This is a genomic window from Bosea sp. 685 (assembly GCF_031884435.1).
Lineage (GTDB): Bacteria > Pseudomonadota > Alphaproteobacteria > Rhizobiales > Beijerinckiaceae > Allobosea.
This window is the reverse complement of record NZ_CP134779.1, coordinates 986,224-1,006,483: the sequence shown is the minus strand read 5'-3', so window position 1 is coordinate 1,006,483 and position 20,260 is coordinate 986,224. Positions and strand designations below refer to the sequence as shown.

The 20,260-nt window shown below is 65.6% G+C and carries 19 protein-coding genes; 13 read left to right on the top strand and 6 right to left on the bottom strand.

Annotated features, from left to right (window positions below; translation table 11 throughout):
- Nucleotides 1–7: 7 nt before the first annotated feature.
- Entirely contained in the window at nucleotides 8–949 is a 942-nt protein-coding gene (ctlX, locus tag RMR04_RS05780; RefSeq protein WP_311913496.1) for a citrulline utilization hydrolase CtlX, read from the bottom strand.
- A gap of 5 nt (nucleotides 950–954) precedes the next feature.
- Entirely contained in the window at nucleotides 955–2,019 is a 1,065-nt protein-coding gene (locus RMR04_RS05775; protein ID WP_311913495.1) for an ornithine cyclodeaminase, read from the bottom strand.
- 112 nt (nucleotides 2,020–2,131) lie between these two features.
- Here RMR04_RS05775 and RMR04_RS05770 point away from each other — a divergent pair, with 112 nt between their 5' ends.
- From RMR04_RS05770 to RMR04_RS05710, 13 genes are all read left to right on the top strand, one after another.
- Nucleotides 2,132–2,557, top strand: coding sequence for an Lrp/AsnC family transcriptional regulator (locus RMR04_RS05770; protein ID WP_310147429.1), 426 nt, complete (start codon nucleotides 2,132–2,134; stop codon nucleotides 2,555–2,557).
- 191 nt (nucleotides 2,558–2,748) lie between these two features.
- Nucleotides 2,749–3,822 carry an ABC transporter ATP-binding protein gene (locus tag RMR04_RS05765; RefSeq protein ID WP_311913493.1) on the top strand — a complete coding sequence of 358 codons (1,074 nt, stop codon included), beginning with the start codon at nucleotides 2,749–2,751 and terminating at the stop codon, nucleotides 3,820–3,822.
- Between the two features lie 33 nt (nucleotides 3,823–3,855).
- A complete protein-coding gene (locus RMR04_RS05760; protein ID WP_311913492.1) occupies nucleotides 3,856–4,983 on the top strand; it encodes an ABC transporter substrate-binding protein in 1,128 nt (375 codons plus the stop codon).
- Nucleotides 4,980–5,870 (top strand): ABC transporter permease, encoded by an 891-nt coding sequence (locus RMR04_RS05755; RefSeq protein ID WP_311913491.1) that lies wholly within the window; start codon nucleotides 4,980–4,982, stop codon nucleotides 5,868–5,870. Before RMR04_RS05760 ends, RMR04_RS05755 begins: the two co-directional genes overlap by 4 nt.
- On the top strand, nucleotides 5,867–6,700 hold the full coding sequence (locus tag RMR04_RS05750) for an ABC transporter permease (RefSeq protein ID WP_311913490.1): 834 nt from the start codon (nucleotides 5,867–5,869) through the stop codon (nucleotides 6,698–6,700). Before RMR04_RS05755 ends, RMR04_RS05750 begins: the two co-directional genes overlap by 4 nt.
- Complete coding sequence (locus RMR04_RS05745) at nucleotides 6,697–7,572, top strand: polysaccharide deacetylase family protein (protein WP_311913489.1); 876 nt, start codon at nucleotides 6,697–6,699, stop codon at nucleotides 7,570–7,572. Before RMR04_RS05750 ends, RMR04_RS05745 begins: the two co-directional genes overlap by 4 nt.
- 88 nt (nucleotides 7,573–7,660) lie before the next feature.
- Nucleotides 7,661–9,091 carry an amidohydrolase family protein gene (locus RMR04_RS05740; RefSeq protein WP_311913487.1) on the top strand — a complete coding sequence of 477 codons (1,431 nt, stop codon included), beginning with the start codon at nucleotides 7,661–7,663 and terminating at the stop codon, nucleotides 9,089–9,091.
- Nucleotides 9,092–9,161: 70 nt separating this feature from the next.
- Nucleotides 9,162–10,061: a LysR family transcriptional regulator gene (locus RMR04_RS05735; protein ID WP_311913486.1), complete on the top strand. Its 900-nt coding sequence runs from the start codon at nucleotides 9,162–9,164 to the stop codon at nucleotides 10,059–10,061.
- Between the two features lie 210 nt (nucleotides 10,062–10,271).
- Entirely contained in the window at nucleotides 10,272–11,852 is a 1,581-nt protein-coding gene (locus RMR04_RS05730; protein ID WP_311913485.1) for an ABC transporter substrate-binding protein, read from the top strand.
- Nucleotides 11,853–11,876: 24 nt separating this feature from the next.
- On the top strand, nucleotides 11,877–13,271 hold the full coding sequence (locus RMR04_RS05725; protein WP_311913484.1) for an amidohydrolase family protein: 1,395 nt from the start codon (nucleotides 11,877–11,879) through the stop codon (nucleotides 13,269–13,271).
- Nucleotides 13,272–13,369: 98 nt separating this feature from the next.
- Nucleotides 13,370–14,656, top strand: a complete 1,287-nt coding sequence (locus RMR04_RS05720) for a Zn-dependent hydrolase (RefSeq protein WP_311913483.1) — start codon at nucleotides 13,370–13,372, stop codon at nucleotides 14,654–14,656.
- Between the two features lie 489 nt (nucleotides 14,657–15,145).
- Nucleotides 15,146–16,579 (top strand): dihydropyrimidinase, encoded by a 1,434-nt coding sequence (gene hydA / locus RMR04_RS05715; RefSeq protein WP_311913481.1) that lies wholly within the window; start codon nucleotides 15,146–15,148, stop codon nucleotides 16,577–16,579.
- Nucleotides 16,576–17,253 carry a GntR family transcriptional regulator gene (locus tag RMR04_RS05710; protein WP_311913480.1) on the top strand — a complete coding sequence of 226 codons (678 nt, stop codon included), beginning with the start codon at nucleotides 16,576–16,578 and terminating at the stop codon, nucleotides 17,251–17,253. Before hydA ends, RMR04_RS05710 begins: the two co-directional genes overlap by 4 nt.
- A 44-nt stretch (nucleotides 17,254–17,297) precedes the next feature.
- On the opposite strand, the gene RMR04_RS05705 is transcribed toward RMR04_RS05710, so the two are convergent.
- From RMR04_RS05705 to RMR04_RS05690, 4 genes are all read right to left on the bottom strand, one after another.
- On the bottom strand, nucleotides 17,298–18,035 hold the full coding sequence (locus RMR04_RS05705; protein WP_311913479.1) for an amino acid ABC transporter ATP-binding protein: 738 nt from the start codon (nucleotides 18,033–18,035) through the stop codon (nucleotides 17,298–17,300).
- Nucleotides 18,007–18,702 carry an amino acid ABC transporter permease gene (locus RMR04_RS05700; RefSeq protein WP_311913478.1) on the bottom strand — a complete coding sequence of 232 codons (696 nt, stop codon included), beginning with the start codon at nucleotides 18,700–18,702 and terminating at the stop codon, nucleotides 18,007–18,009. The genes RMR04_RS05705 and RMR04_RS05700 overlap by 29 nt, the downstream gene beginning before the upstream one ends.
- Nucleotides 18,702–19,376, bottom strand: coding sequence for an amino acid ABC transporter permease (locus RMR04_RS05695; RefSeq protein ID WP_311913477.1), 675 nt, complete (start codon nucleotides 19,374–19,376; stop codon nucleotides 18,702–18,704). The genes RMR04_RS05700 and RMR04_RS05695 overlap by 1 nt, the downstream gene beginning before the upstream one ends.
- Nucleotides 19,377–19,439: 63 nt before the next feature.
- A complete protein-coding gene (locus RMR04_RS05690) occupies nucleotides 19,440–20,249 on the bottom strand; it encodes a transporter substrate-binding domain-containing protein (protein ID WP_311913476.1) in 810 nt (269 codons plus the stop codon).
- Nucleotides 20,250–20,260 lie beyond the last annotated feature (11 nt).

Genomic DNA, 20,260 nt, shown 5'->3' with positions numbered 1-20,260 from the left:
TCCCAGCTCAACCCGCGACAGGGCTGCGCGCCGCCAGATGGATGCCCGCCAGCATGCAGCGCACCGAGCCGCCGGCGAGTTCGATGGTGGGAACGTCGAGCGGCAGCAGGGCTACCGACCGCTCCAGGGTCGCGAGCTGATCTTGCCGCAGCGTCGCGAGCGCGCGCGACGACAAGGCGACGACCCGACCATCCCGGCCCTGCAATTCGATGGCATTGCCGGCGAAGCCGCCGATCTGCTCATGATCGAGATCGATGACGGCCCGGCCGGTCTCGGCCAGGCGCCCGGCGATCTCCTGGCGCCGCGCCGCATCGCGGATGGTAGACAGCCCGATCAGGCAGAAATCCGTGCCGATGCACATCAGGACATTGGTGTGGTAGATCGCCCGGCCCTGCGCATCGACAGCATCGAACATCACCGGCTCGAAGTTGAAATGCGTGCAGAAGCGCTCCAGCGCCACCTCATTGGTGCGGTTCGAGCGCGCGGCATAGGCGACCCGCTCGATATGATCGAGCACCATCGCGCCGGTGCCTTCGAGATAGACGCCGTCCTGCTCCAGCCCGGAGTAATCGATCACATCCTGCACGCGGTAGCGCCGCTTCAGCATCTCGACGACATCCTGCCGCCGCTCCTGGCGCCGGCTCGGCGAGAACATCGGGTAGAGCGCGACATGCCCGCCCGAATGGGTCGAGAACCAGTTGTTCGGGAAGACCGAGTCGGGCGTCGCTGTCCCCTCATCCTCGAAAAGATGAACCCGGACGCCCGCAGCCTCCAGCCGCTCCGCCGCTTTGCTGACCTCGCCATGCGCCGCAGCGGCGATCGCCACGGCTGTCCGCTGTGCGTCATTCGCCTGGAAGGCATTGTCCTCGGCGGTCGCCGGATTGGGGCTGAAATGATGCGGGCGGATCATCACGACGCTTCTGGGCGCCTGGACGGAAAGCTTCTGCATCGCCGTCAGGCTCCCAGCGCGACGCGCAACGCAGCGGCGGGCCGGCCTAGCAGCCCGAACAGGTTGCGCGGGTCTTCCGGCGCGGTGAGAAGGTCGATGTCGTCGTAATAGGCCGTGCCCTCGACCTGGTCGCGCAGATAGCGCAGCGCCGAGAAATCCTCGGTGGCGAAGCCGACGGAATCGAAGATGGTGATCTGGTCGCAGGCGCGGCGGCCCGCGGTTGCGCCGGTAATCACTCGCCACAGCTCGGTGACAGGGAAATCCGCTGCCATCTGCTGGATCTCGCCCTCGATCCGGGTCTGCTCGGGAAACTCGACGAAGACATCGGCGCGCAGCAGGATGTCGCGCTGCAGTTCGGTCTTGCCCGGGCAGTCGCCGCCGACCGCGTTGATATGGACGCCCGCCCCGACCATGTTGTCGGAGAGGATCGTCGCGTTGAGCTTGTCGGCGGTCACGGTCGTGATGATGTCGGCGCCGAGCACCGCCTCCTGCGCGCTAGCCGCGACCACGATCTCGAAACCGTGCGGAGCAAGATTGGCCAGGAACTTGGCGGTCGCGGCCGGATCGATATCGAAGACGCGCAGCTTCTGGATACCGAGCAGGGCCTTGAAGGCAAGCGCCTGGAATTCCGATTGCGAACCCAGGCCGATGATCGCCATGACGCTGGCGTCCTCGCGGGCAAGATATCGCGCCGCCAGCGCCGAGGTCGCCGCCGTCCGCAGGGCCGTGGTGATCGTCATCTCCGAGAGCAGACGCGGATAGCCGGTCTCGACATCGGAGAGCACGCCGAAGGCGGTCACCGTCTGCAGGCCGGTGCGCGTGTTCTTCGGGTGGCCGTTGACATATTTGAAGCCGTAGAGCTCGCCATCGCTGGTCGGCATCAGTTCGATCACGCCGTCGCGGGAATGGCTGGCGACGCGCGGCGCCTTCTCGAAGGAGGCCCAGCGCCGGAAATCCGCCTCGATATAACCGGCCAGGCCGATCAGATAGGGCTCGATGCCGATCGAGCCGATCAGGCGAACCATGTTCTCGACGCCGACATACTGAACCATGGCGCACCTCCCGTGCATGCTGTTGCGATACGGGATTCTAAGCCAAGGCAATTTGTATAGAGAATTACGAACAAGTTCGTTTATGCTCGATTTTCTGATCAAACTGCTCACTTTAATCAAGCAGGTTGCAATGCATGTTTTCGACGAACTGGACCATCGCCTGATCGCGGCGCTGCGCGAGGACGGGCGGGCGCCGATCTCCAAGCTCGGCGCCATTCTCGGCGTCTCGCGCGCCACCGTGCAGAGCCGGCTCGACCGCTTGATCGAATCCGGCGCAGTGCTCGGCTTCACCGTGCGCTTCCGGCAGGATTATGACGCCAAGGCCATTCGGGCGATCATGATGATCGAGGTCGTGGGCCGTTCGACGACAGCCGTGATCAGGCAGTTGCGCGGCCTGCCCGAACTGCATTCCTTGCACACCACCAACGGAACCTGGGATCTGATCGCCGAGATCCGCGCCGACAGCCTCAGCGACTTCGACCGGGTGCTGCGCGAAGTGCGCACCATCGATGGCATTCTCAACAGCGAGACCAGCATCCTGCTCAGCTCGGTCTGAACCCGCCGTAGGATCCGCGCGCGTTGGGGTCGGCGCGAGCTTATAAAGCGCGCGAATAGGCCAATGGAATAAATGATAGCTCGGCAAATCCCGGCCGGCTCGTCGCGGGCCGGTTGTTTGTTATGCTCCAGGCAGATTGGCCCGGCCCGGCGTGATGACGCTTCGGACCCCATAGGCTGACGGGGAGCGGCATGGGCGCGAGCTTGCAGATCAACAGCCTGGGCAAGAGCTACGGCCCGTCGCAGGCCGTCGCCTCCATCTCGCTCGATATCGCAGCCGGCGAATTCGTCAGCCTGCTCGGCGCTTCCGGCTCCGGCAAGACCACGACGCTGATGATGATCGCGGGCTTCACGCCGCCTGATACCGGCGCGATCGTGCTCGACGGCCAGCCGATCACGCATCTGCCGCCGGAACGGCGCGGCATCGGCGTGGTGTTTCAGAACTACGCGCTGTTCCCACATATGAATGTCGCGCGCAATGTCGGCTTTCCCTTGAAGATGCGCCGCGTTTCCGCCGCGGAAACCGCGGCGCGCGTCGCGGAAGCGCTGGCGCGGGTCGGGTTGGCCGGGCTCGGTGAGCGCCTGCCGGCGCAGCTTTCGGGCGGGCAGCAGCAGCGCGTCGCGCTCGCCCGCGCTTTGGTCTACGAGCCCGGGCTCTTGCTGATGGACGAGCCGCTCGGGGCGCTGGACCGTTCCCTGCGCGAGACAATGAAGACAGAGATCAGGAGGCTGCATCGCCAGCTCGGCATCACCATCGTCTATGTCACGCATGATCAGGAGGAGGCGCTGACGCTGTCGGACCGGATCGCGCTGATGGATCGCGGCAGAATCGTCCAGATCGGCAGCGCGAGCGACCTCTATGAGCGCCCCGCCAATGCCTTCGTCGCAGGCTTCATCGGCGAGAGCACGATGATCGGCGGCAAGGTCGTGCGCGACGGCGAGGCCGGCCAGGCCCTGTTGCCGGCAGCCGGCGGCCCAGCTCTGCCGGCACGGCCGGGCGCGTTGCGCGAAGGCGATGCGGCGACCTTCCTGCTACGACCGGAGAAGGCCAGCCTGTCGGCGGCCGACGCTCCCGGCAGCGGCCTGCGCGCGACGGTTCAGGACATCGTCTATGTCGGCGAGATCTCCCGGCTCACCCTGCGGCTCGATGGCGGGCCCGAGCTCACGGTCAAGCAGCCCAATCGGGCCGATGCCTATCAGGCCTGGATCGGGGAGGCCGTGAAGATCGATTGGGCCCCTGACGACGCCGTGCTGCTTGCCGCCTGAAAAGCCACCAATTCACAACAAGGGGAGACCATCATGACCGATCGCCCAGCCCTATCCCGACATCCTGGCCTATCCCGACGCTCCATCCTTCTCGGCGGCGCCGGCGCTTCGCTCACCATCGCCAGCCCCTTCGTGCATGTCACGCCGGCTCGCGCCGACAAGGGCGAGATCGTCGTCGCCGGCTGGGGCGGCTCGCGCACCACGGCGATGCGCGAGGTGATGTTCACGCCCTTCGAAAAGGCGACCGGCATCCGCGTGCGCGATGACGGACCGCCGGAAGCCGCCAAGGTCAAGGCGATGGTCGACAGCGGCAACGTCACCTGGGACATCCTCGACACCGACATCCCGGCGATCCTGGCCATGGTCAACGCCAAGCTGCTCGAGCCGATCGACTATTCCAAGCTCGATAAGGCCAAGCTCGGCAAGATCCCGCCCGTGCTGCACCATCCCTATGGGCTCGGGCACCTGATCTACTCGTTCAACATCGTCTACAACACCAAGGCCTTCCCGAATGGGACGCAGCCGAAGACCTGGGCCGATGTCTGGGACGGGGTGAAGTTCAAGGGCGCCCGCTCCTTCCCCTTCCGCGGCGGGCTCTCGCCGCAGCTGGAATTCGCCGCGATCGCCGATGGCGTGCCGGCCGACAAGGTCTATCCGCTCGACATCGAACGCGCCTGGGCCTCGCATGACAAGCTCAGGCCGCTGGTGACGAAGTGGTACGCCAACCACGCCGAGGCGATCCAGCTGCTCTCCAGCGGCGAGATCGACATCTGCTGCACCATCGGCCCGCGCGGATTGGTGGCGAAGAAGGACGGCGCGCCGATCGATGTCGAATTCGCCGGCGGCAAGCTCGCCCCCGACAACTGGGCGATCGTCAAAGGTTCGCGCAATGCCGAGGCCGTCTACCAGTTCCTGAACTTCGTCATCGACGGCAAGGTCCAGGCCGAGCTCGCCAAGCGCATCCCCTACGGCCCGTCCTCGCAGGACGCCTTCGCGCATCTGAGCGAGGCCGAGGCCAAGGAGCTCAACACCTCGCCCGACAACCTCGCCAAGCAGTTCTGGACCGATATCGACTGGTGGGGGAAGACCGCCGAGAACGGCAAGACCAACAACGAGAACCAGATCGAGCGTTACGCCCGCTGGATGGTCAAGCGCGGATGACGCTGGTCGCTGCCAGCGCTGTTCCCTCGGTCAAGGCCGCGCGCGCCTGGCGTGCGCGGCCGGGATTGATGATCGCCGGGGCGCTGGCCTTCTGCGCGATCGTCTATCTCCTCCCGATGCTGTCGCTGTTCGGCTGGGCCTTCCAGGGGCCGTCCGGCACAGGCGCGAGCTTGGCCCAACTCTCGCGCCTAATCGGCGACGACACCTATCACTATGCCTTCTTCACCACCTTCAAGATCGCGGCGATCACGACCCTGATCTGCGCGCTGATCGGATACCCTTACGCCTATCTGATGGCGACGACGGGGCCACGCCTGGCGATGCTGCTGACGGCGGCCGTGATGATCCCGTTCTGGACCAGCGTGCTGGCTCGCAGCCTCGCCTGGATGATCCTGCTCGGGCGCAAGGGTATCGTGAACGAGTGGCTGACCGGATGGGGCCTGCTAGAGCGGCCGGCTGCCCTGCTGTTCAACAGCATCGGCGTGCAGATCGGCATGGTCCATGTCCTGCTGCCCTTCATGGTGCTGCCGATCTGGTCGATCCTGTCGCGCCTCGATCCCGGCCTGCCGCGTGCGGCCCGTTCGCTGGGCGCCTCGCCTGCAGCAGCCTTCATCCATGTCACCTTGCCGTTGTCGCTGCCCGGCCTCGCCGCCGGCGCGACGCTGGTGTTCATGTTCGCCATCGGCTTCTACATCACGCCCGCTCTGCTCGGCGGCCCCGACGACCTGACCATCGCCTCGCTGATCGAGATGGTGGTGCGCGATCTGCTGGACTGGCCGTTCGGCGCCATGCTGAGCCTGGCGCTGCTCGGGCTCGTCGCGTTGGTCTTCGCCTGCGGCGCAGCCTTCGCAGGGGCCGGTCGCATCGCCGGAATGGAGGGGCGATGAGCCTGTCCTCCGCATCGCCGCAGCCGCGCATCAATGCCGGGCGTTCCGCCTTATGGCTCCTTGCGGGCCTGACCATGCTGTTCCTGCTGGCGCCGATCGCCGTCATCATCGTCGTCTCCTTCAACGACACGACGCTGTTCAGCTTCCCGCCCACGCGCTGGTCGCTGCGCTGGTATCAGGCGCTGTGGGAGAGCCGGGCCTGGCGCGAGGCCGGCTGGTTCTCGCTCTGGCTCGCGAGCCTGGTCGCGCTCGCCTCGCTGCTGATCGGCGTGCCCGCGGCCTATGGGCTGGCGAAGGGCCGCTTTCCCGGCCGCCGGCTCGCCGAGGCGCTGCTGATCTCGCCGATGGTCGTGCCGGTCATCGTGCTAGCGCTCGGGCTCTACATGCTGTTCTCAAAGCTGGGGCTGATCGGCACGCCCACAAGCCTCTTCCTCGCCCATACCCTGCTTGCCTTGCCGGTGGTAATCGTCATCGTCGGCGCGGCTTTCCGCAGGCTCGACGGCTCCATCGAACTGGCGGCACGCTCCTGCGGAGCCTCGTTCCCCCGCGCCTTCTGGCATATCGTGCTGCCGGCCATTCGCCCCGCTTTGATCTCGGCCGGGGCCTTCGCCTTCCTGACCTCGTTCGACGAGGTGGTGCTGACCCTGTTCCTCGGTGGCCCGCGGACCACGACGCTGCCGAAAAAGATCTGGGAATCGGTCAAGTTCGAACTCGACCCGTCACTGACGGCGGTGTCCACCATCCTGATCATCGTCTCGATCGCCGCGCTCCTCCTCGTCGAGGTCGCGCGGCGCAGCCGCATCCAACGCCTAGCAAAGGAAGTCCTATGATCCCCGATATCCCGACCATCTCAGCCAATCTCTCGGATCCCGCTCCCGAGTTCCCCTGGCCCAACGGCGCAAGCTGCGCCGTCTTTCCGGCTTTCGACGTCGATGCCGAGACGGCCTGGCTGCAATACGACTTCAAGAACGTCGACCGCCTCGTGACGATGTCCTTCGGCGCCTATGAGGAGCGCGTCGGCATTCCCAAGATCCTCGACTATCTGCGCACCGAAGAAATCAAGGCGACCTTCTACATCCCGGGCTGGGTCGTCGATGCCCATCCGAAGATGTGCGAGAGCATCGTCAAGGACGGGCATGAGGTCGGCCATCACGGCTATCTGCACAAGCGGCCCGACCCCGCCGATTTCGCCGAGGACAAGGAGGAGATCGACAAGGCGCTCGACTCCCTCAAGCGCGTGCTCGGTGTCACACCGGTCGGCTACCGGGCGCCCTCGGGCGAGAATTATCACGAGCTGCTGGGCTATCTGCGCGATCGCGGCATCCTGTATTCCTCGTCCTTCCGCGACGACATCCGCCCCTACCGCCACAAGCTGCGCGACGGTTCGCGCGGCCCCGTCGAATTGCCCGTCAACGTCTCCTTCGACGATTGGCTCTATGGGCTGAGCCAGCGCTTCAGCCCGCGCCCGATGTTCCCCAAGGAGCATGTGCTGTCGATCTGGAACGGCGAGCTTGAGCAGACCCGTGAATGGGGCGGGCTCGTCTCCATGGTCATGCATCCCCAGGTCACCGGCCGGCCGATGCGGCTTGGCATCCTGCGCGACTTCATCACGCGGGCCAGAAGCTATGGCGACGTCTGGATCGCCACCGGCCAGGAGATCGCCGCCCATTATATCGCGCAGGAAAAGGCGGCGGGTCTCTGAAACGCGCCGCTCCCGAGCCGCGCCGCGCCCGATCAGCGCGCAGCGCGGCTCGATCCTTTTGTTTTCCTGCCTTTACGGACTGGATCTCATGACCACCCGCATCTCCCGCGCCGATGTCGTCATCGCCTATGACGCCGAGGCCGACGACCACGTCTATCGCCGCGACTGCGACGTCGTCTTCGACGAGAGCGGCATCCTGCATCTCGGCGAGGGCTGGGGCGGCCCAGTCGACCGCGAGATCGACGGGCGCGGCTTCATGGTCATGCCGGGGCTCGTCGACATCCATTCGCATCCGTCGAGCGAGCCCGGCAACAAGGGCATGACCGACGAGGTCGGCAGCCCGAAACTCTACAATTCCTCGCTCTACGAATTCCTCTGGCTGTTCCGCGCCGATACTGAGGGCATCCCGCATCTGAACCATGTCGCCTGGTCGGAACTGCTGATGTCGGGCGTCACCACGCTGGTCGACCTCTCCTTCCCCAGCGATGGCTGGCTCGACCGCGCCGCGGCATCGGGCCTGCGCATGGTCATGGCGCCGATGTACCGCAACGGCCGCTGGTTCACCCGCAATGGCTACACCGTCGAATACGAGCTCGACGATGCTGCCGGGCGCAAGGCGATGGAGGAGGCCTTCCGGATCATCGACACCGCCCTGGCGCATGAATCCGGGCGGCTGTCGGGCATCGCCTGTCCGGCCCAGATCGACACCTGCACGGAAGAACTGTTCCGCGCCTCGATCGCCGGCGCGGCCGAGCGCAACATCCCGATCCAGACCCATGCGGGACAGTCGATCAGCGAATTCCAGGAGATGGTCCGCCGCAGCGGGCTCTCGCCAATCCAGTGGCTCGACAGCGTCGGCTTTCTCGGCCCGAACGCCTCGATCGCCCATGCCATCTTCCTCGACGAACATCCCTGGGTGCGCTGGCCGACCCGCACCGACCTGGCGCGCCTCGCCGAAACCGGCACCTCGGTCGCGCATTGTCCGACCGTCTTCGGCCGGCGCGGTTTCACGCTGCGCGATCTCGGCCGCTACCTGTCCGCCGGCGTCAATATCGGCATCGGCACCGACACCTTCCCCCACAACATGCTGGAAGAGCTGCGCCACGCCGGTGTCTATGCCCGCATCACCGGCGAAAGCCATGCCGTCGTCAGCACCGGCCAGGTCTTCCGCGCCGCGACGTTAGGCGGCGCGAAACTGCTCGGACGCAACGATATCGGCCGCCTTGCGACGGGCGCTCAGGCCGATCTCGTCATGGTCGACCTGACGCATCCGATGATGCGCCCGACGCGCGACCCGCTGAAGAGCCTGATCAACGCTGCCGCCGAGCGCGCGGTCGCCCATGTCTTCGTCGCCGGCCGACAGGTTGTGCAGGACGGCAAGGTCCTGACCATGGACTACCCAGCGGCTTCCGCCGGGCTGGAGGAAGCCCAGCGACGCGCGTTGGCGAAAGCCTCCTCGCTGGATTGGGCCGGCCGTTCGGTCGATGAACTCTCGCCGCCCAGCTTGCGCTGGACGTGAACGGCATCCCGAGCTGGCATATGATTTGCTCCTGAAATAGGGTCACCCCGACACTATTCAGAGCAAGAATATGAACCTGCGTCAGATCGAGCTGTTGCGCGCCGTCATGCGATGCGAGACGACGGTGAGGGCCGCCCAGGAATTGGGCCTGTCCCAACCCGCCGTCAGCAACGCGATCAAGCATCTGGAAGGCCAGGTCGGCTTCCCGCTGTTCGAGCGGGTCAACAACCGCCTGTTCCCGACCGCCGAGGCGCGGGCGATCTACCAGGACTCCGATCCGATCTTCCAGATGCATGCCGCCCTGGAAGCCAAGGTCCAGGATCTGAAGGAGAACCGGGCCGGACATGTCCGGCTCATCGCCACGCCGCCGCTGGGCTACAGTGTCATTCCCCGCGCGCTCGGCAGCTTCCTCGCCAAGCGGCCGAAGATGCGGGTGTTCTTCGATGTGCGCCGCTTCGAGAATGTCATCGACAGCGTCGAGAACGGCGTCGCCGAGCTGGGCTTCGTCATGGGGCTGAACGAAAACCGCGCGCTCAACGCCGAGGTCTTCTTCTCCGAGCGGATGGTGTGTGTGATGCGGCCCGACCACCCGCTCGCCGAGAAGAACACGATCTATCCCAGCGACCTCAGGAGCGTGCCCTTCATCGCGCTCGAGCGCGGCAGCAGGATGGGCACCATCGTGCGCCAGGCCTTCACCGAGGCCGGGGAGCCCTTCAATTTCGCCGTCGAGGTCCGCTACTGCAACACGGCCTGCGTGCTCGCCGAGAACGGCGTCGGCGTCGCCGTGGTCGATCCGCTGTCGCCGCTGTTCAGCGGCCATTACAACCTCGCCATCCGGGCCTTCGAGCCCGCCGTGCAGGTTTCCGCCTCCGTGGTGAGCTCGCGCAAGCGGCCCCTGTCACGCGCCGCCGAAGCCTTCCTGCGTGAGGTGCGCGTCGTTGTCGGAGAGGTCGCGGGCAAGCTCGCCTGACGGTATTCGCCCGGCAAATGGCGGCCCCGAATAAAGCATAGGCGCGGGCATTGCCCGGCCACAGTGCCTGCCGCACAGTCTCGCTGCGCACATCATCCCGGCAACGCCGGGCGTTCCACAGTCCCTGCCGCACCGGCCCTGGCGATCCGCATCAGTGCGCTCGCGTGGGCAAGGCTTGCGCCCACGCCGCCATCATTGATGAGACCCATAATGCTGAATCGTCGTCACTTCCTCGCAGGCACGGCCGCAACGGGCCTCGTCTCGCGCCCGGCCCTGGTGCGGGCTGCGTCAGCGACGACGCTGAAATTCATTCCGGTGATCGACCTCGCCTTCACCGACCCGATCTACGCGACCGCCCAGGTCTCCCGCACCCATGGCTTCATGGTGTTCGATACGCTCTACGGCATGAACACCAGGCTCGAGATCTCGCCGCAAATGGTCGAGGGGCATACGGTCGAGAATGACGGCAAGCTCTGGAACCTGACCCTGCGCGACGGCCTCGCCTGGCATGACGGCGAAAAGGTCACGGCGCGCGATTGCGTCGCCAGCATCAAGCGCTGGGCCAAGCGGGATGCGGCCGGCGACGCGCTGATGCAGGCGACTGACGAACTCTCCGCGCCCGACGATAGGACGATCCGCTTCCGCCTCAAGGCGCCCTTCCCTTATCTGCCCTATGCACTCGGCAAGGTTTCCGCGCCGGTCTGCTTCATGATGCCGGAGCGGCTCGCCAATACCGATCCGTTCAAGCTCATTCCCGAGGTGATCGGCTCGGGCCCCTTCCGCTACAAGGCCGATGAGCGGGTGCCTGGCGCGCGCAACGTCTATGAGCGCTTCGCCGGCTACAAGCCGCGCGAGGGCGGCACGGCGGACTGGACCTCGGGCCCCAAGATCGTGAATTTCGACCGCGTGGAATGGACGACCATGCCGGATGCCGCGACCGGCACCTCGGCCGTGCAGGCCGGCGAGCAGGACTGGCAGGAGGCGATGCCGCACGACCTGCTGCCCATCGTCGCCCGCAGCAAATCCGTCCGTACCGCCGTGCTCGATCCGCTCGGCTTCACCTGCCAGATGCGGGTCAACCATCTGCAGCCGCCCTTCGACAATCCGGCGATCCGCCGCGCTCTTCTCGGCGCGATCGACCAGGAGGCCTTCATGATCGCGGTGGCGGGCGACGATCCCGCCTTCCGTCACAGCCCGCTCGGCTACTTCACGCCGGGCACGCCGATGGGCAGCAAGGTCGGTCTCGATATCTTCCGCGGCCCGCGCGACTACGACAAGGTCAAGCGCGACCTCAAGGCGGCGGGCTACACCGGCGAGAAGGTCGTTCTGCTGGTGCCGGCCGATTCGCTGGCGCAGAAGCCGCTCGGCGACATCGCGGCCGATGTGATGAAGCAGGCCGGCATGAATGTCGAATACACCGCGCTCGATTTCGGCTCGGTGCTCAAGCGCCGCGTCAACAAGGGCCCGGCCGACCAAGGTGGCTGGAACGCTTTTGTCGGCAACTGGCAGGGCATGGACTGGCTCAACCCGCTGGTCCACTCGACCTTGCGCGGCGACGGCGCCTTCCCCGGCTGGGTCTCCAGTCCGAAGATCGAGGCCCTGCGCACGCAATGGCTTTCGACCGGCGACGATGCCGGGCAGAAGCGCATCTGCGACGAAATCCAGAAGACCGCTTTTGAGGAGGTGCCCTATTACCCGATCGGCCAGTACAAGCAGCCGACCCTCTTCCGCACCGACCTCAGCGGCATCATGAACGGCACCGCCGTGTTCTGGAATGTGAAGCGGAGCTGAGGCCAGCCCGATGGGATGCGCGCGATGAACCTGCTGATCACGGATACGACCGTCGTCACCTGCGACGACGAGCGGCGCATCATCGAGCGCGGCGCGATCGCCATCATCGGCGACCGCATCGCCGCGATCGGCGAGACGGCAGCGCTGGAGCAGGCCTATCCGGATTGCGAGCGCATCCCCGGGCGCGGGCTCGCCGTGCTGCCGGGCTTCATCAACGCCCATACCCACACCGTCCTGACCGCGCTGCGCGGCACGGTCGAGGATTGGGATGGCGAAATCATCTACCGCTACATGTCGCCGGTCTCCTATGCGATGAGCGATCATGAGCGGGCGGTGATGGCCTCGCTCGGCTGCCTGGAGGCGATCCGCAGCGGCGCGACGACGCTGGTCGATCCGTTCCGGCACGTCCCCTCCTATGCCGGCGCAATGGCCGATACGGGCTTGAGGCTCTGGCTGTCGGAAAGCTGCGCCGATATCGACACGCGAAAAATCCGCTTCGGCGAATACGGCGTCGACGAGGCTTTCGGACAGGGCTTCCTCGACCGCACGCAGAGGCTGATCGAGAGCTGGAACGGCGCCCGCAACGGCCGCGTCAACTGCCAGATCGCGGCGCATGCGCCCGACAACTGCTCGCCCGCCATGCTGCGCAAGCTCAAGGACATGGCCGAGCGTCACGGCCTCACCCGCACCTGCCATCTCGCGCAGAGCCCGGGCGAGATCGCAGCCGTCAAGGCCGCCCATGGCCTGACCCCGGCCAGCTATCTCGACCGCGAGGGCTTCCTTGGCCCGGACCTGACCTGCGCCCACTGGACCTATTGCACGCCCACCGACATCGCGCTGCTCGCCGAGCGCGGCGTGCAGATGGCCCACAACCCGGCCAACTCCTCGCGCAAGGGCCCGCACACCGTCGCCATCGGCCTGATCCGCGACGCCGGCGTCAACATCGCGCTCGGCACCGACAACATGACCGAGGATCTGTTCCACGCCCTCAAGATCGGCCTGATCCTGCATCGCGGCGGGCGCGGCCGCGCCACTGAAGGCGGCCTCGATCCCCAGCCGCAGGACATGCTCGACATGATCACGCGCAACGGCGCCCGCTCGGTCGGCGCGCAGGACCAGATCGGTTCGCTGGAAGCCGGCAAGAAGGCCGATCTCACCATCATCGACCTCAACCAGCCAGTGATGCGGCCGCTGATCCGCCTGGTCTCCAATCTCGTGCATTACGGCCATCCCGGCATCGTCCATTCCGTCATCGTCGACGGCAAGTTCGTGATGCGCGACCGCAAGGTGCTGACGATCGACGAACAGGCCTTGCTGGATGAGGCCCAGGCCGTCACCCAGCGCGTCTGGGAGCGGATGATCGCCAGCAATCCCGACATCGCGCCACCGCAAGGCGAATTGCGCTGGCTCGACGCGTGAGCGACACCCCTCACCGCCAAACACGATCAGGCCCAAACACGATCAGGCCCAAACACGATCAGGCCCGAATACGACCAGACCCAAGCCGGACAATGCCCATGAAGCCCATCTCTCCCGAAGCCATCAGGACAGCGATCGCAGCCCAGCGCCCGGTTGTCGAAAGCCTGTTCGACCGTCTGGCCGAAGGCAGCCGGGCTGAGCCCGGCATCATGCGCGACACCTATGGCGCGGGCGAGAATTTCGCGCATGAGCTCATCGCCAGTCATGGTGCGGATGAAGGACTGCAGATCCGTCGCGACGCCGCCGCCAACACCTATCTGACCTGGCCGGGCAGCGAGCAGGGCGCGCCGCGCATCCTGCTCGGCTCGCATCTCGACAGCGTGCCCCATGGCGGCAATTTCGACGGCGCGGCCGGCGTCGTGGCGGGGCTGACGGTCATCGCCGCCATGAAGGCGCTGGGACTACGCCCGCGCTGCGACATCACCGTGATGGGCGTGCGCGCCGAGGAGAGCGTCTGGTTCGAGGTCTCCTATATCGGCAGCCGCTCGGCGCTGGGCACATTGCCCAATGGCGCCCTCGACGCCAAGCGGATCGACACCGGGCGCGATCTCGCCAGCCACATCGCCGCATGCGGCGGCGATGTCGAGGCGCTCCGGCACGGCCGCAGGGAGCTCGATCCCGCGACGATCCGCGCCTTCCTCGAAGTCCATATCGAACAGGCCCCGAGCCTGGTCGAGGCCAGCCTACCGCTCGCCATCTGCAGCGGCATCCCAGGCAATTTCCGTTATCCCAACGCCCGCATCAATGGACGCCACGACCATGTCGGCACGCCGCGCCGCTTCCGCCGCGACGCCGCCATGGCCGGCGCGGAACTGGCGATGGCGCTCGACCGGCTCTGGGCGGAGCAGGAAGCCACCGGCATCCCGCTCGCCATCACCTTTGGCCGCTTCCACACCGACCCCACCATGCATGGTTTGACCACCGTGCCCGGCGCCTTTGATTTCAGCCTCGATGTGCGCGCCTATGATCCCGCCGTGCTGTCGCATCTCGAGGAGCGCATGCTGGCGATCGTCAGCGAGATCGAGGCGCGGCGACATGTGAGCTTCGCCCTGGGCCCGCGCGCCTCCGCCAGTGTCGGCATGGTCGACCCCGCAATCGCATCCCAGCTCCAGGCCGCGGCGCAGAGCCTGGGCCTGCCCGGCACGATGATGGGAAGCCCCGCCTCGCATGACGCAGCGGCTTTCGCAGCGGCCGGCGTCCCCGTCGGCATGATCTTCGTGCGCAACGAAAACGGCAGCCACAACCCGCATGAGGAGATGGAAATCGACGATTTCCTCGACGCCTGCGCCGTGCTGACGAGCTGGGTCGCGGATCAGGCCGCCTGAAGACAGGTGCGATCCCGGCCGCGCCAGGGCGGCCGCGTCATCCCAGGCTGTTGGCGACCCGCAGCCGGACAGACGCGGCACAAAGCGCCCGTTGGGAAACTCCGCAAGCCCTCATCCTGAGGAGCGCTCCGCAGGAGCGCGTCTCGAAGGATGCTCCAGGAGGCTCCGGAACCATCTGGAGCATCCTTCGAGACGCCGCTTCGCGGCTCCTCAGGATGAGGGTTGGAGGTTCCAAACAGTCTCTTGGCGTTTGCTCGACTGCTTCAGGCCGGAGCCCCATCCGGATATCGCTCGTGGCGGGCGTCTGGGCTGCACTGAATGATCTGCTCGCCTGGTCTAGTTTTCTGTAGGCTTCGCTAGCCGGGTCTTGAGGCCGCTTGCAATGACGCCGTCTAGCCTGGTCAAAAGGCCGCAGAGGGCGGAATGCAACCTTCCTTTTGCGTGCAGTTTGTATACATTTCGCTCTCGGCAAGCGGGAATGAAACGAGCATGGCAAGTTACGACACCATCATCCACGGCGGCACAGTGGTCACGGCGGCAGACCGAATCATGTGCGATGTCGGCATTCGTGACGGACGGGTTGTGGCGTTGGGCGAGAGCCTCGGCGACGCTGTGCAGGTGATCGACGCCACAGGCAAGCTCGTGCTGCCGGGCGGGATCGATGCGCATGTCCATATCGCGCAACCCTCGGGCGAAGGCATCGTGATGGCCGATGATTTCGAGAGCGGCACGCGCTCCGCGGCGCTCGGCGGCACCACCACCATCATGCCCTTCGCCTTGCAGGAGAAGGGCTGTTCCATGCGCGAGACGCTGAAGGCCTATCATGCCAAGGCCGATGGCGAATGCCATGTCGATGTCAGCTTCCACATGATCATCTCCGATCCGAGCGAGCAGCTTCTCGGCCAGGAGCTGCCGGCCCTGGTCGAGGATGGCTACACCTCGTTCAAGATCTTCATGACCTATGAGGGGCTTGCCCTGAACGATCGCCAGATTCTCGACGTCATGTCGGTCGCGCGCGAGACCGGCGCGCTCGTCATGGTCCATGCCGAGAATTACGATGCCATTCGCTTCATGACCGAACAGCTCGAGCGCGGCGGGCGGATCGCGCCGAAATACCACGCGACGTCGCGCCCCATCGCGGTCGAGCGCGAGGCGACGCACCGCGCGATCTCGCTTGCCGAGCTCGTCGACGTGCCGGTGATGATCGTGCATGTCTCGAACCGCGAGGCGATGGAGCAGATCCGCTGGGCCAAGGATAAGGGCCTGACCGTGCTCGGCGAGACCTGCACGCAATATCTCGTCCTCACCGAGAAGGATCTCGACGGGCTCGGCATGGAGGGCGCGAAATATGTCTGCTCGCCGCCACCGCGCGATACGGCCAGCCAGGACGCCTGCTGGGAGGGCCTGCGCAACGGCGCCTTCACGATCTTCTCCTCCGATCACTGCCCGTTCCGCTATGACGATCCGCAAGGCAAGCTCGTGCCCAAGGGCAAGACGAGCTTCCGCTGGGTGCCGAACGGCATTCCGGGCGTCGGCGCGCGGTTGCCGATCCTGTTTTCAGAAGGTGTCTCGAAGGGGCGGATCGATCTCGAGACCTTCGTCGCGGTCACGGCGGCCAATCCTGCAAAGACCTATGGGCTCTATCCCCGCAAGGGCACGATCGCGGTCGGCGCCGATGCCGATATCGCGATCTGGGATCCGCAGAAGCGCGTCACGCTGACCCATGATCTGATCCAGGATGGCGCCGATTATACGCCCTATGAAGGACGCGAGATCATCGGCTGGCCGGTTCTCACCATGGTCCGGGGCCGCGTCGTGGTCGAGGACGGCGCTCTCATCGGCAAAAAGGGGCATGGCATTCACCTGTCACGCGCCCGCTCACCCTATGCGAAGCGCGGTTTCGAGGGCCGGACCCAATCATGAGTGAAGTCGATCAAGCCGAGGCCGGGGAGACAGAAATCGTCCGGGCCGGCGGCTTCAATTTGTCGAACCTCGCCTATAACGCGATTTCGGAGATGATCCGCCGACGCCATCTGCGCGGCGGCGAGATGATCGTCGAGGCACGCCTGGCCGACAGCCTCGGCATCTCGCGCACCCCCTTGCGCGAGGCCCTGCAGCGGCTGGAAGGCGAAGGCCTCGTCATCAAGGGGACCGGGCGTTCCTATCTGGTGCGCAATGTCGATCTCGGCGAATATCTGCAGAGCCTGAAATGCCGGGAGTTTCTCGAGCCGGAGGCGGCGTCGCTGGCGGCTGGCCGGATTCCGGCGGGCGAGTTGGTCAAGGTCAAGCTGGAGATCAACCAGCTCCGGACGACAGTGCCCTATCATACCGATGCGCATTGGGCTTCCGATGACAATCTGCACGAGCTGTTCGCCCGCCACTGCGGCAATGATGTGCTCGCCGGGCTGATCCGAAAGCTGCGGGTCACGACGCGGCTGTTCGAAATCGCGCGCCTGGCCGATCGGCTCGAACCGGATTCGGCCGAGCACCTGGAAATCGTCGAGGCGCTGGAGCGGGAGGATTCCAAGGCCTCGCGCCGGGCGGTGCAGAACCATATCCGCAGCCTCGGCAAGTCGGCGCTCGACAACGTGCGCTGAGTCTGCGCCCGCGCCGAACGCGGGCAAAGGTGACGGCCGGTCGCTCAGTGGCGCAGGATCTTCGAGACGAAATCGCGCGTGCGCTGATGGTGCGGCGCGTCGAATATCTGCGCAGGCGAACCGGTCTCGACGACACGGCCGTCGGCCATGAAGACGACCTTCGAGGCGACTTCGCGGATGAAGGCCATTTCATGGGAGACAATCAGCATGGTCATGCCCTCCCGCGCCAACACCCGGATCGTGTCCAGGACTTCCGAGACCAGCTCCGGATCGAGCGCTGCCGTCACCTCGTCGAGCAGCAGGATCTCCGGTTTCAGCGCCAGCGCGCGGGCGATAGCGACACGCTGCTGCTGGCCACCCGACAATTCGTCGGGATAGCGCGCGAGCTTGTCGCCCAGGCCGACCTTGCTCAGCAAGGCCCTGGCCTCCGCCTCGACCTCGGCGCGCGGCCGCTTCTTGATCTTCACCGGTGCGATGGTCACGTTTTCCAGAACCGTCATGTTCTGGAAGAGGTTGTATTGCTGGAACACGATGGCGATGCGGTCGCGGAGGCGGCGCAGCGCTGCCTGATCGGCGTAATTCACGGGCTCGTCGTCGAGTTTGACGGCGCCGCCCGATGGCGGCAGCAGCCCCATCAGCACGCGCAGGATCGTGCTCTTGCCGGAGCCTGACGGCCCGATCAGCCCGATGATGTCGCCCCGGCCGACCGTCAGGTCGATGCCGGAGAGCACGGGCAATTTGCCGTAATGGGCGTCAAGCCCCGCGATGTCGAGATGGTGCAAGTCTGGCCTCCAGCCTGGCGCCGAAGCGGGCCAGCGGATAGGAAATTGCGAAATAGACGACAAGGATCGCGCCGAAGCTGAGCGCGGCCGAAAAGCCTTTGTTGTTGAGGACCTTGCCGACGAAGGTGAGCTCCACCACGCCGATCTGCGAGGCCAGCGCCGTGTCCTTGATGAACATCACGAAGAAGCCGAAGGCGGGCGGCAGGATGAGGCGCCAGGCCTGCGGCAGCGCCACATAGCGGATGGTTTCGGTCAGGCTGAAATTCATCGCCGCCGCCGCCTCCCACTGATTGCGATGGACCGCATTCAGGCCGCCGCGAACGATCTCGCCCAGGAAGGCGCCGGCGATCAATGTCACGGTCACGGCCGCGACGACGAAGAGCGGCACATCGGCTCCGGTCGCCTGGAAGGCAAAGAAGCACAGCATCAGCGTGACCAGGAAGGGCACGCGCCGGAACAGCTCGGTGAAGCCGATCGCAAGCAGGCGCAACGGCAGCAGGGCCCGGCCATGAGTGAGGCGCGTCACGGCCAAAGCGAGCCCGAGCAGCGAGCCGACGACACAGCCAAGCGCCGAGAGGGCAAGCGTCGTCAGGGCCGCCTTGGCGATGAAGACGAGGTTGTAATAGGTCGCAAAGCGCGGCCACTCCTCGATGATCTGCGACAGCATCAGATCAGCCCCGTGCGAGCCCGGAAGGCATAGCGGCCAATGGCGGCAAGCAGCACGGAAGCCGCAAGCGTCAGCGCGACATAAAACAGCGCAGTGACCGAGAAGATCTCGATCGACCGGAACGTCTGCGAATTGATGTTGAAGGCCTGGCCGGTCAACTCCTCGACGCCGAAGACGGCTGCCATCGAGGTGCCCAGCGTCATGATGATGAAGTGGTTCGACAGCGGCGGAAACAGGACGCGTGCCATATGCGGCAGGATCACATAGCGGATTTGCTGGAGCCTGGAGAAACCGAGCACCTCGGCCGCCTCCATCTCGGAAACGCGCCGGCTCTCGAAGCCCGCACGCTGGATTTCGGTGAGATAGGCTCCGGCATTCAGCGTCATGCCGATGAGCACGGCCGCGAAGGAGGACAGCAGCACGCCCATGTCAGGCAGCGCGAAATAGAGGAAGTAGATCTGCACCAGTTGCGGGGTGTTGGTGAAGAACACGACATAGACATTGACGATGCGGACGAGCCAGCGCGCCCCGAAGGATTTCACCGCCGCGCAGGCAGTCCCGATGGCGAGCCCGCCGCAGAAGGCGAGAACCGCGATCTGCAACGCGATCCACGCGCCGTCGAAAAGGCGCGGAAGATAGGGCCAGATCTGGCCATATTGCAGCGTGTAGCTCATTGCGCTCCGAATGGCTGATCCGGCCGGGACACAGGATCCCGGCCGGACAGGCCTTGTCCGCGATCAGAAATAGGGCGTGGCGCCAACCGGCTTGAGCATGTCCATGCCGAACCACTTCTTCCAGATCTCGTCGGTCTTGCCGCGGCGGTGCAATTCGAAGATCGCCACGTTGAGCCAGTCCTTCAGGCCGGTCGAAGCCTTGGAAACGCCAAGTCCGCAATAGTAGATGTCGATCGGCGTTTCGACGACCTTCCACTCGACATTGTGCTTGGCCATGTGCTCGCCCATGAAATCGATCACGTCGATCATGGCCGTGCCGCGGCCCTGCGCCAGCGCGCGTACCGCATCAGGGTAGTTGTCGAGCAGGGTGACCTTGGCGTTCTTGAGGTTGTCCTCGATGAACTTGACCGGCGTCGAACCGCGCACCTGCACGAAGGTGACGGACGGCTCGTTGAACTGCTTCCAGTCGGTGAAGAGCTTGTCCTTGGTGGTCAGGACGCCGAGCACCTCGGTGTGGACCGGAACGGTGAAGTCGATGACCTTCGCGCGCTCGGGATTGCGCGTCATCGCGCCCATCACGAAGTCGATCTTGCCGGACACCACGAAGGGGATGCGGTCCGGCGAGCCGGTCTGAACCACCTCCAGCTTGACGCCGAGCGTCTTGGCGATCTCGGCGGCGAAATCGACGTCGAAGCCGACGATCTCGTTCTTGTCGTCGAACTTTCCGAGCGGCGGCAAGGTCGGGTTCACGCCGACGCGGATCGTGCCCGATTTGATGATCTCGTCCAGTGTCCGTGCCGCGACCGAAGCCGGGGCGGCCAGGCCCGTCAAGCCGATGGCGACAGCGCCGGCGGCGAGCAACTTCTTCAACATGCTTGCATTCT

What these genes read in the sequence shown, in the direction of transcription:
- RMR04_RS05775 (WP_311913495.1), bottom strand. Translation starts at nt 2,019, where the DNA reads ATGCACGGGAGGTGCGCCATGGTTCAGTATGTCGGCGTCGAGAACATG.
- RMR04_RS05750 (WP_311913490.1), top strand. Translation starts at nt 5,867, where the DNA reads ATGAGCCTGTCCTCCGCATCGCCGCAGCCGCGCATCAATGCCGGGCGT.
- RMR04_RS05745 (WP_311913489.1), top strand. Translation starts at nt 6,697, where the DNA reads ATGATCCCCGATATCCCGACCATCTCAGCCAATCTCTCGGATCCCGCT.
- RMR04_RS05770 (WP_310147429.1), top strand. Translation starts at nt 2,132, where the DNA reads ATGCATGTTTTCGACGAACTGGACCATCGCCTGATCGCGGCGCTGCGC.
- RMR04_RS05740 (WP_311913487.1), top strand. Translation starts at nt 7,661, where the DNA reads ATGACCACCCGCATCTCCCGCGCCGATGTCGTCATCGCCTATGACGCC.
- hydA (WP_311913481.1), top strand. Translation starts at nt 15,146, where the DNA reads ATGGCAAGTTACGACACCATCATCCACGGCGGCACAGTGGTCACGGCG.
- RMR04_RS05765 (WP_311913493.1), top strand. Translation starts at nt 2,749, where the DNA reads ATGGGCGCGAGCTTGCAGATCAACAGCCTGGGCAAGAGCTACGGCCCG.
- RMR04_RS05760 (WP_311913492.1), top strand. Translation starts at nt 3,856, where the DNA reads ATGACCGATCGCCCAGCCCTATCCCGACATCCTGGCCTATCCCGACGC.
- RMR04_RS05690 (WP_311913476.1), bottom strand. Translation starts at nt 20,249, where the DNA reads ATGTTGAAGAAGTTGCTCGCCGCCGGCGCTGTCGCCATCGGCTTGACG.
- RMR04_RS05700 (WP_311913478.1), bottom strand. Translation starts at nt 18,702, where the DNA reads ATGCTGTCGCAGATCATCGAGGAGTGGCCGCGCTTTGCGACCTATTAC.
- RMR04_RS05710 (WP_311913480.1), top strand. Translation starts at nt 16,576, where the DNA reads ATGAGTGAAGTCGATCAAGCCGAGGCCGGGGAGACAGAAATCGTCCGG.
- RMR04_RS05730 (WP_311913485.1), top strand. Translation starts at nt 10,272, where the DNA reads ATGCTGAATCGTCGTCACTTCCTCGCAGGCACGGCCGCAACGGGCCTC.
- RMR04_RS05720 (WP_311913483.1), top strand. Translation starts at nt 13,370, where the DNA reads ATGAAGCCCATCTCTCCCGAAGCCATCAGGACAGCGATCGCAGCCCAG.
- RMR04_RS05735 (WP_311913486.1), top strand. Translation starts at nt 9,162, where the DNA reads ATGAACCTGCGTCAGATCGAGCTGTTGCGCGCCGTCATGCGATGCGAG.
- ctlX (WP_311913496.1), bottom strand. Translation starts at nt 949, where the DNA reads ATGCAGAAGCTTTCCGTCCAGGCGCCCAGAAGCGTCGTGATGATCCGC.
- RMR04_RS05725 (WP_311913484.1), top strand. Translation starts at nt 11,877, where the DNA reads ATGAACCTGCTGATCACGGATACGACCGTCGTCACCTGCGACGACGAG.
- RMR04_RS05755 (WP_311913491.1), top strand. Translation starts at nt 4,980, where the DNA reads ATGACGCTGGTCGCTGCCAGCGCTGTTCCCTCGGTCAAGGCCGCGCGC.
- RMR04_RS05695 (WP_311913477.1), bottom strand. Translation starts at nt 19,376, where the DNA reads ATGAGCTACACGCTGCAATATGGCCAGATCTGGCCCTATCTTCCGCGC.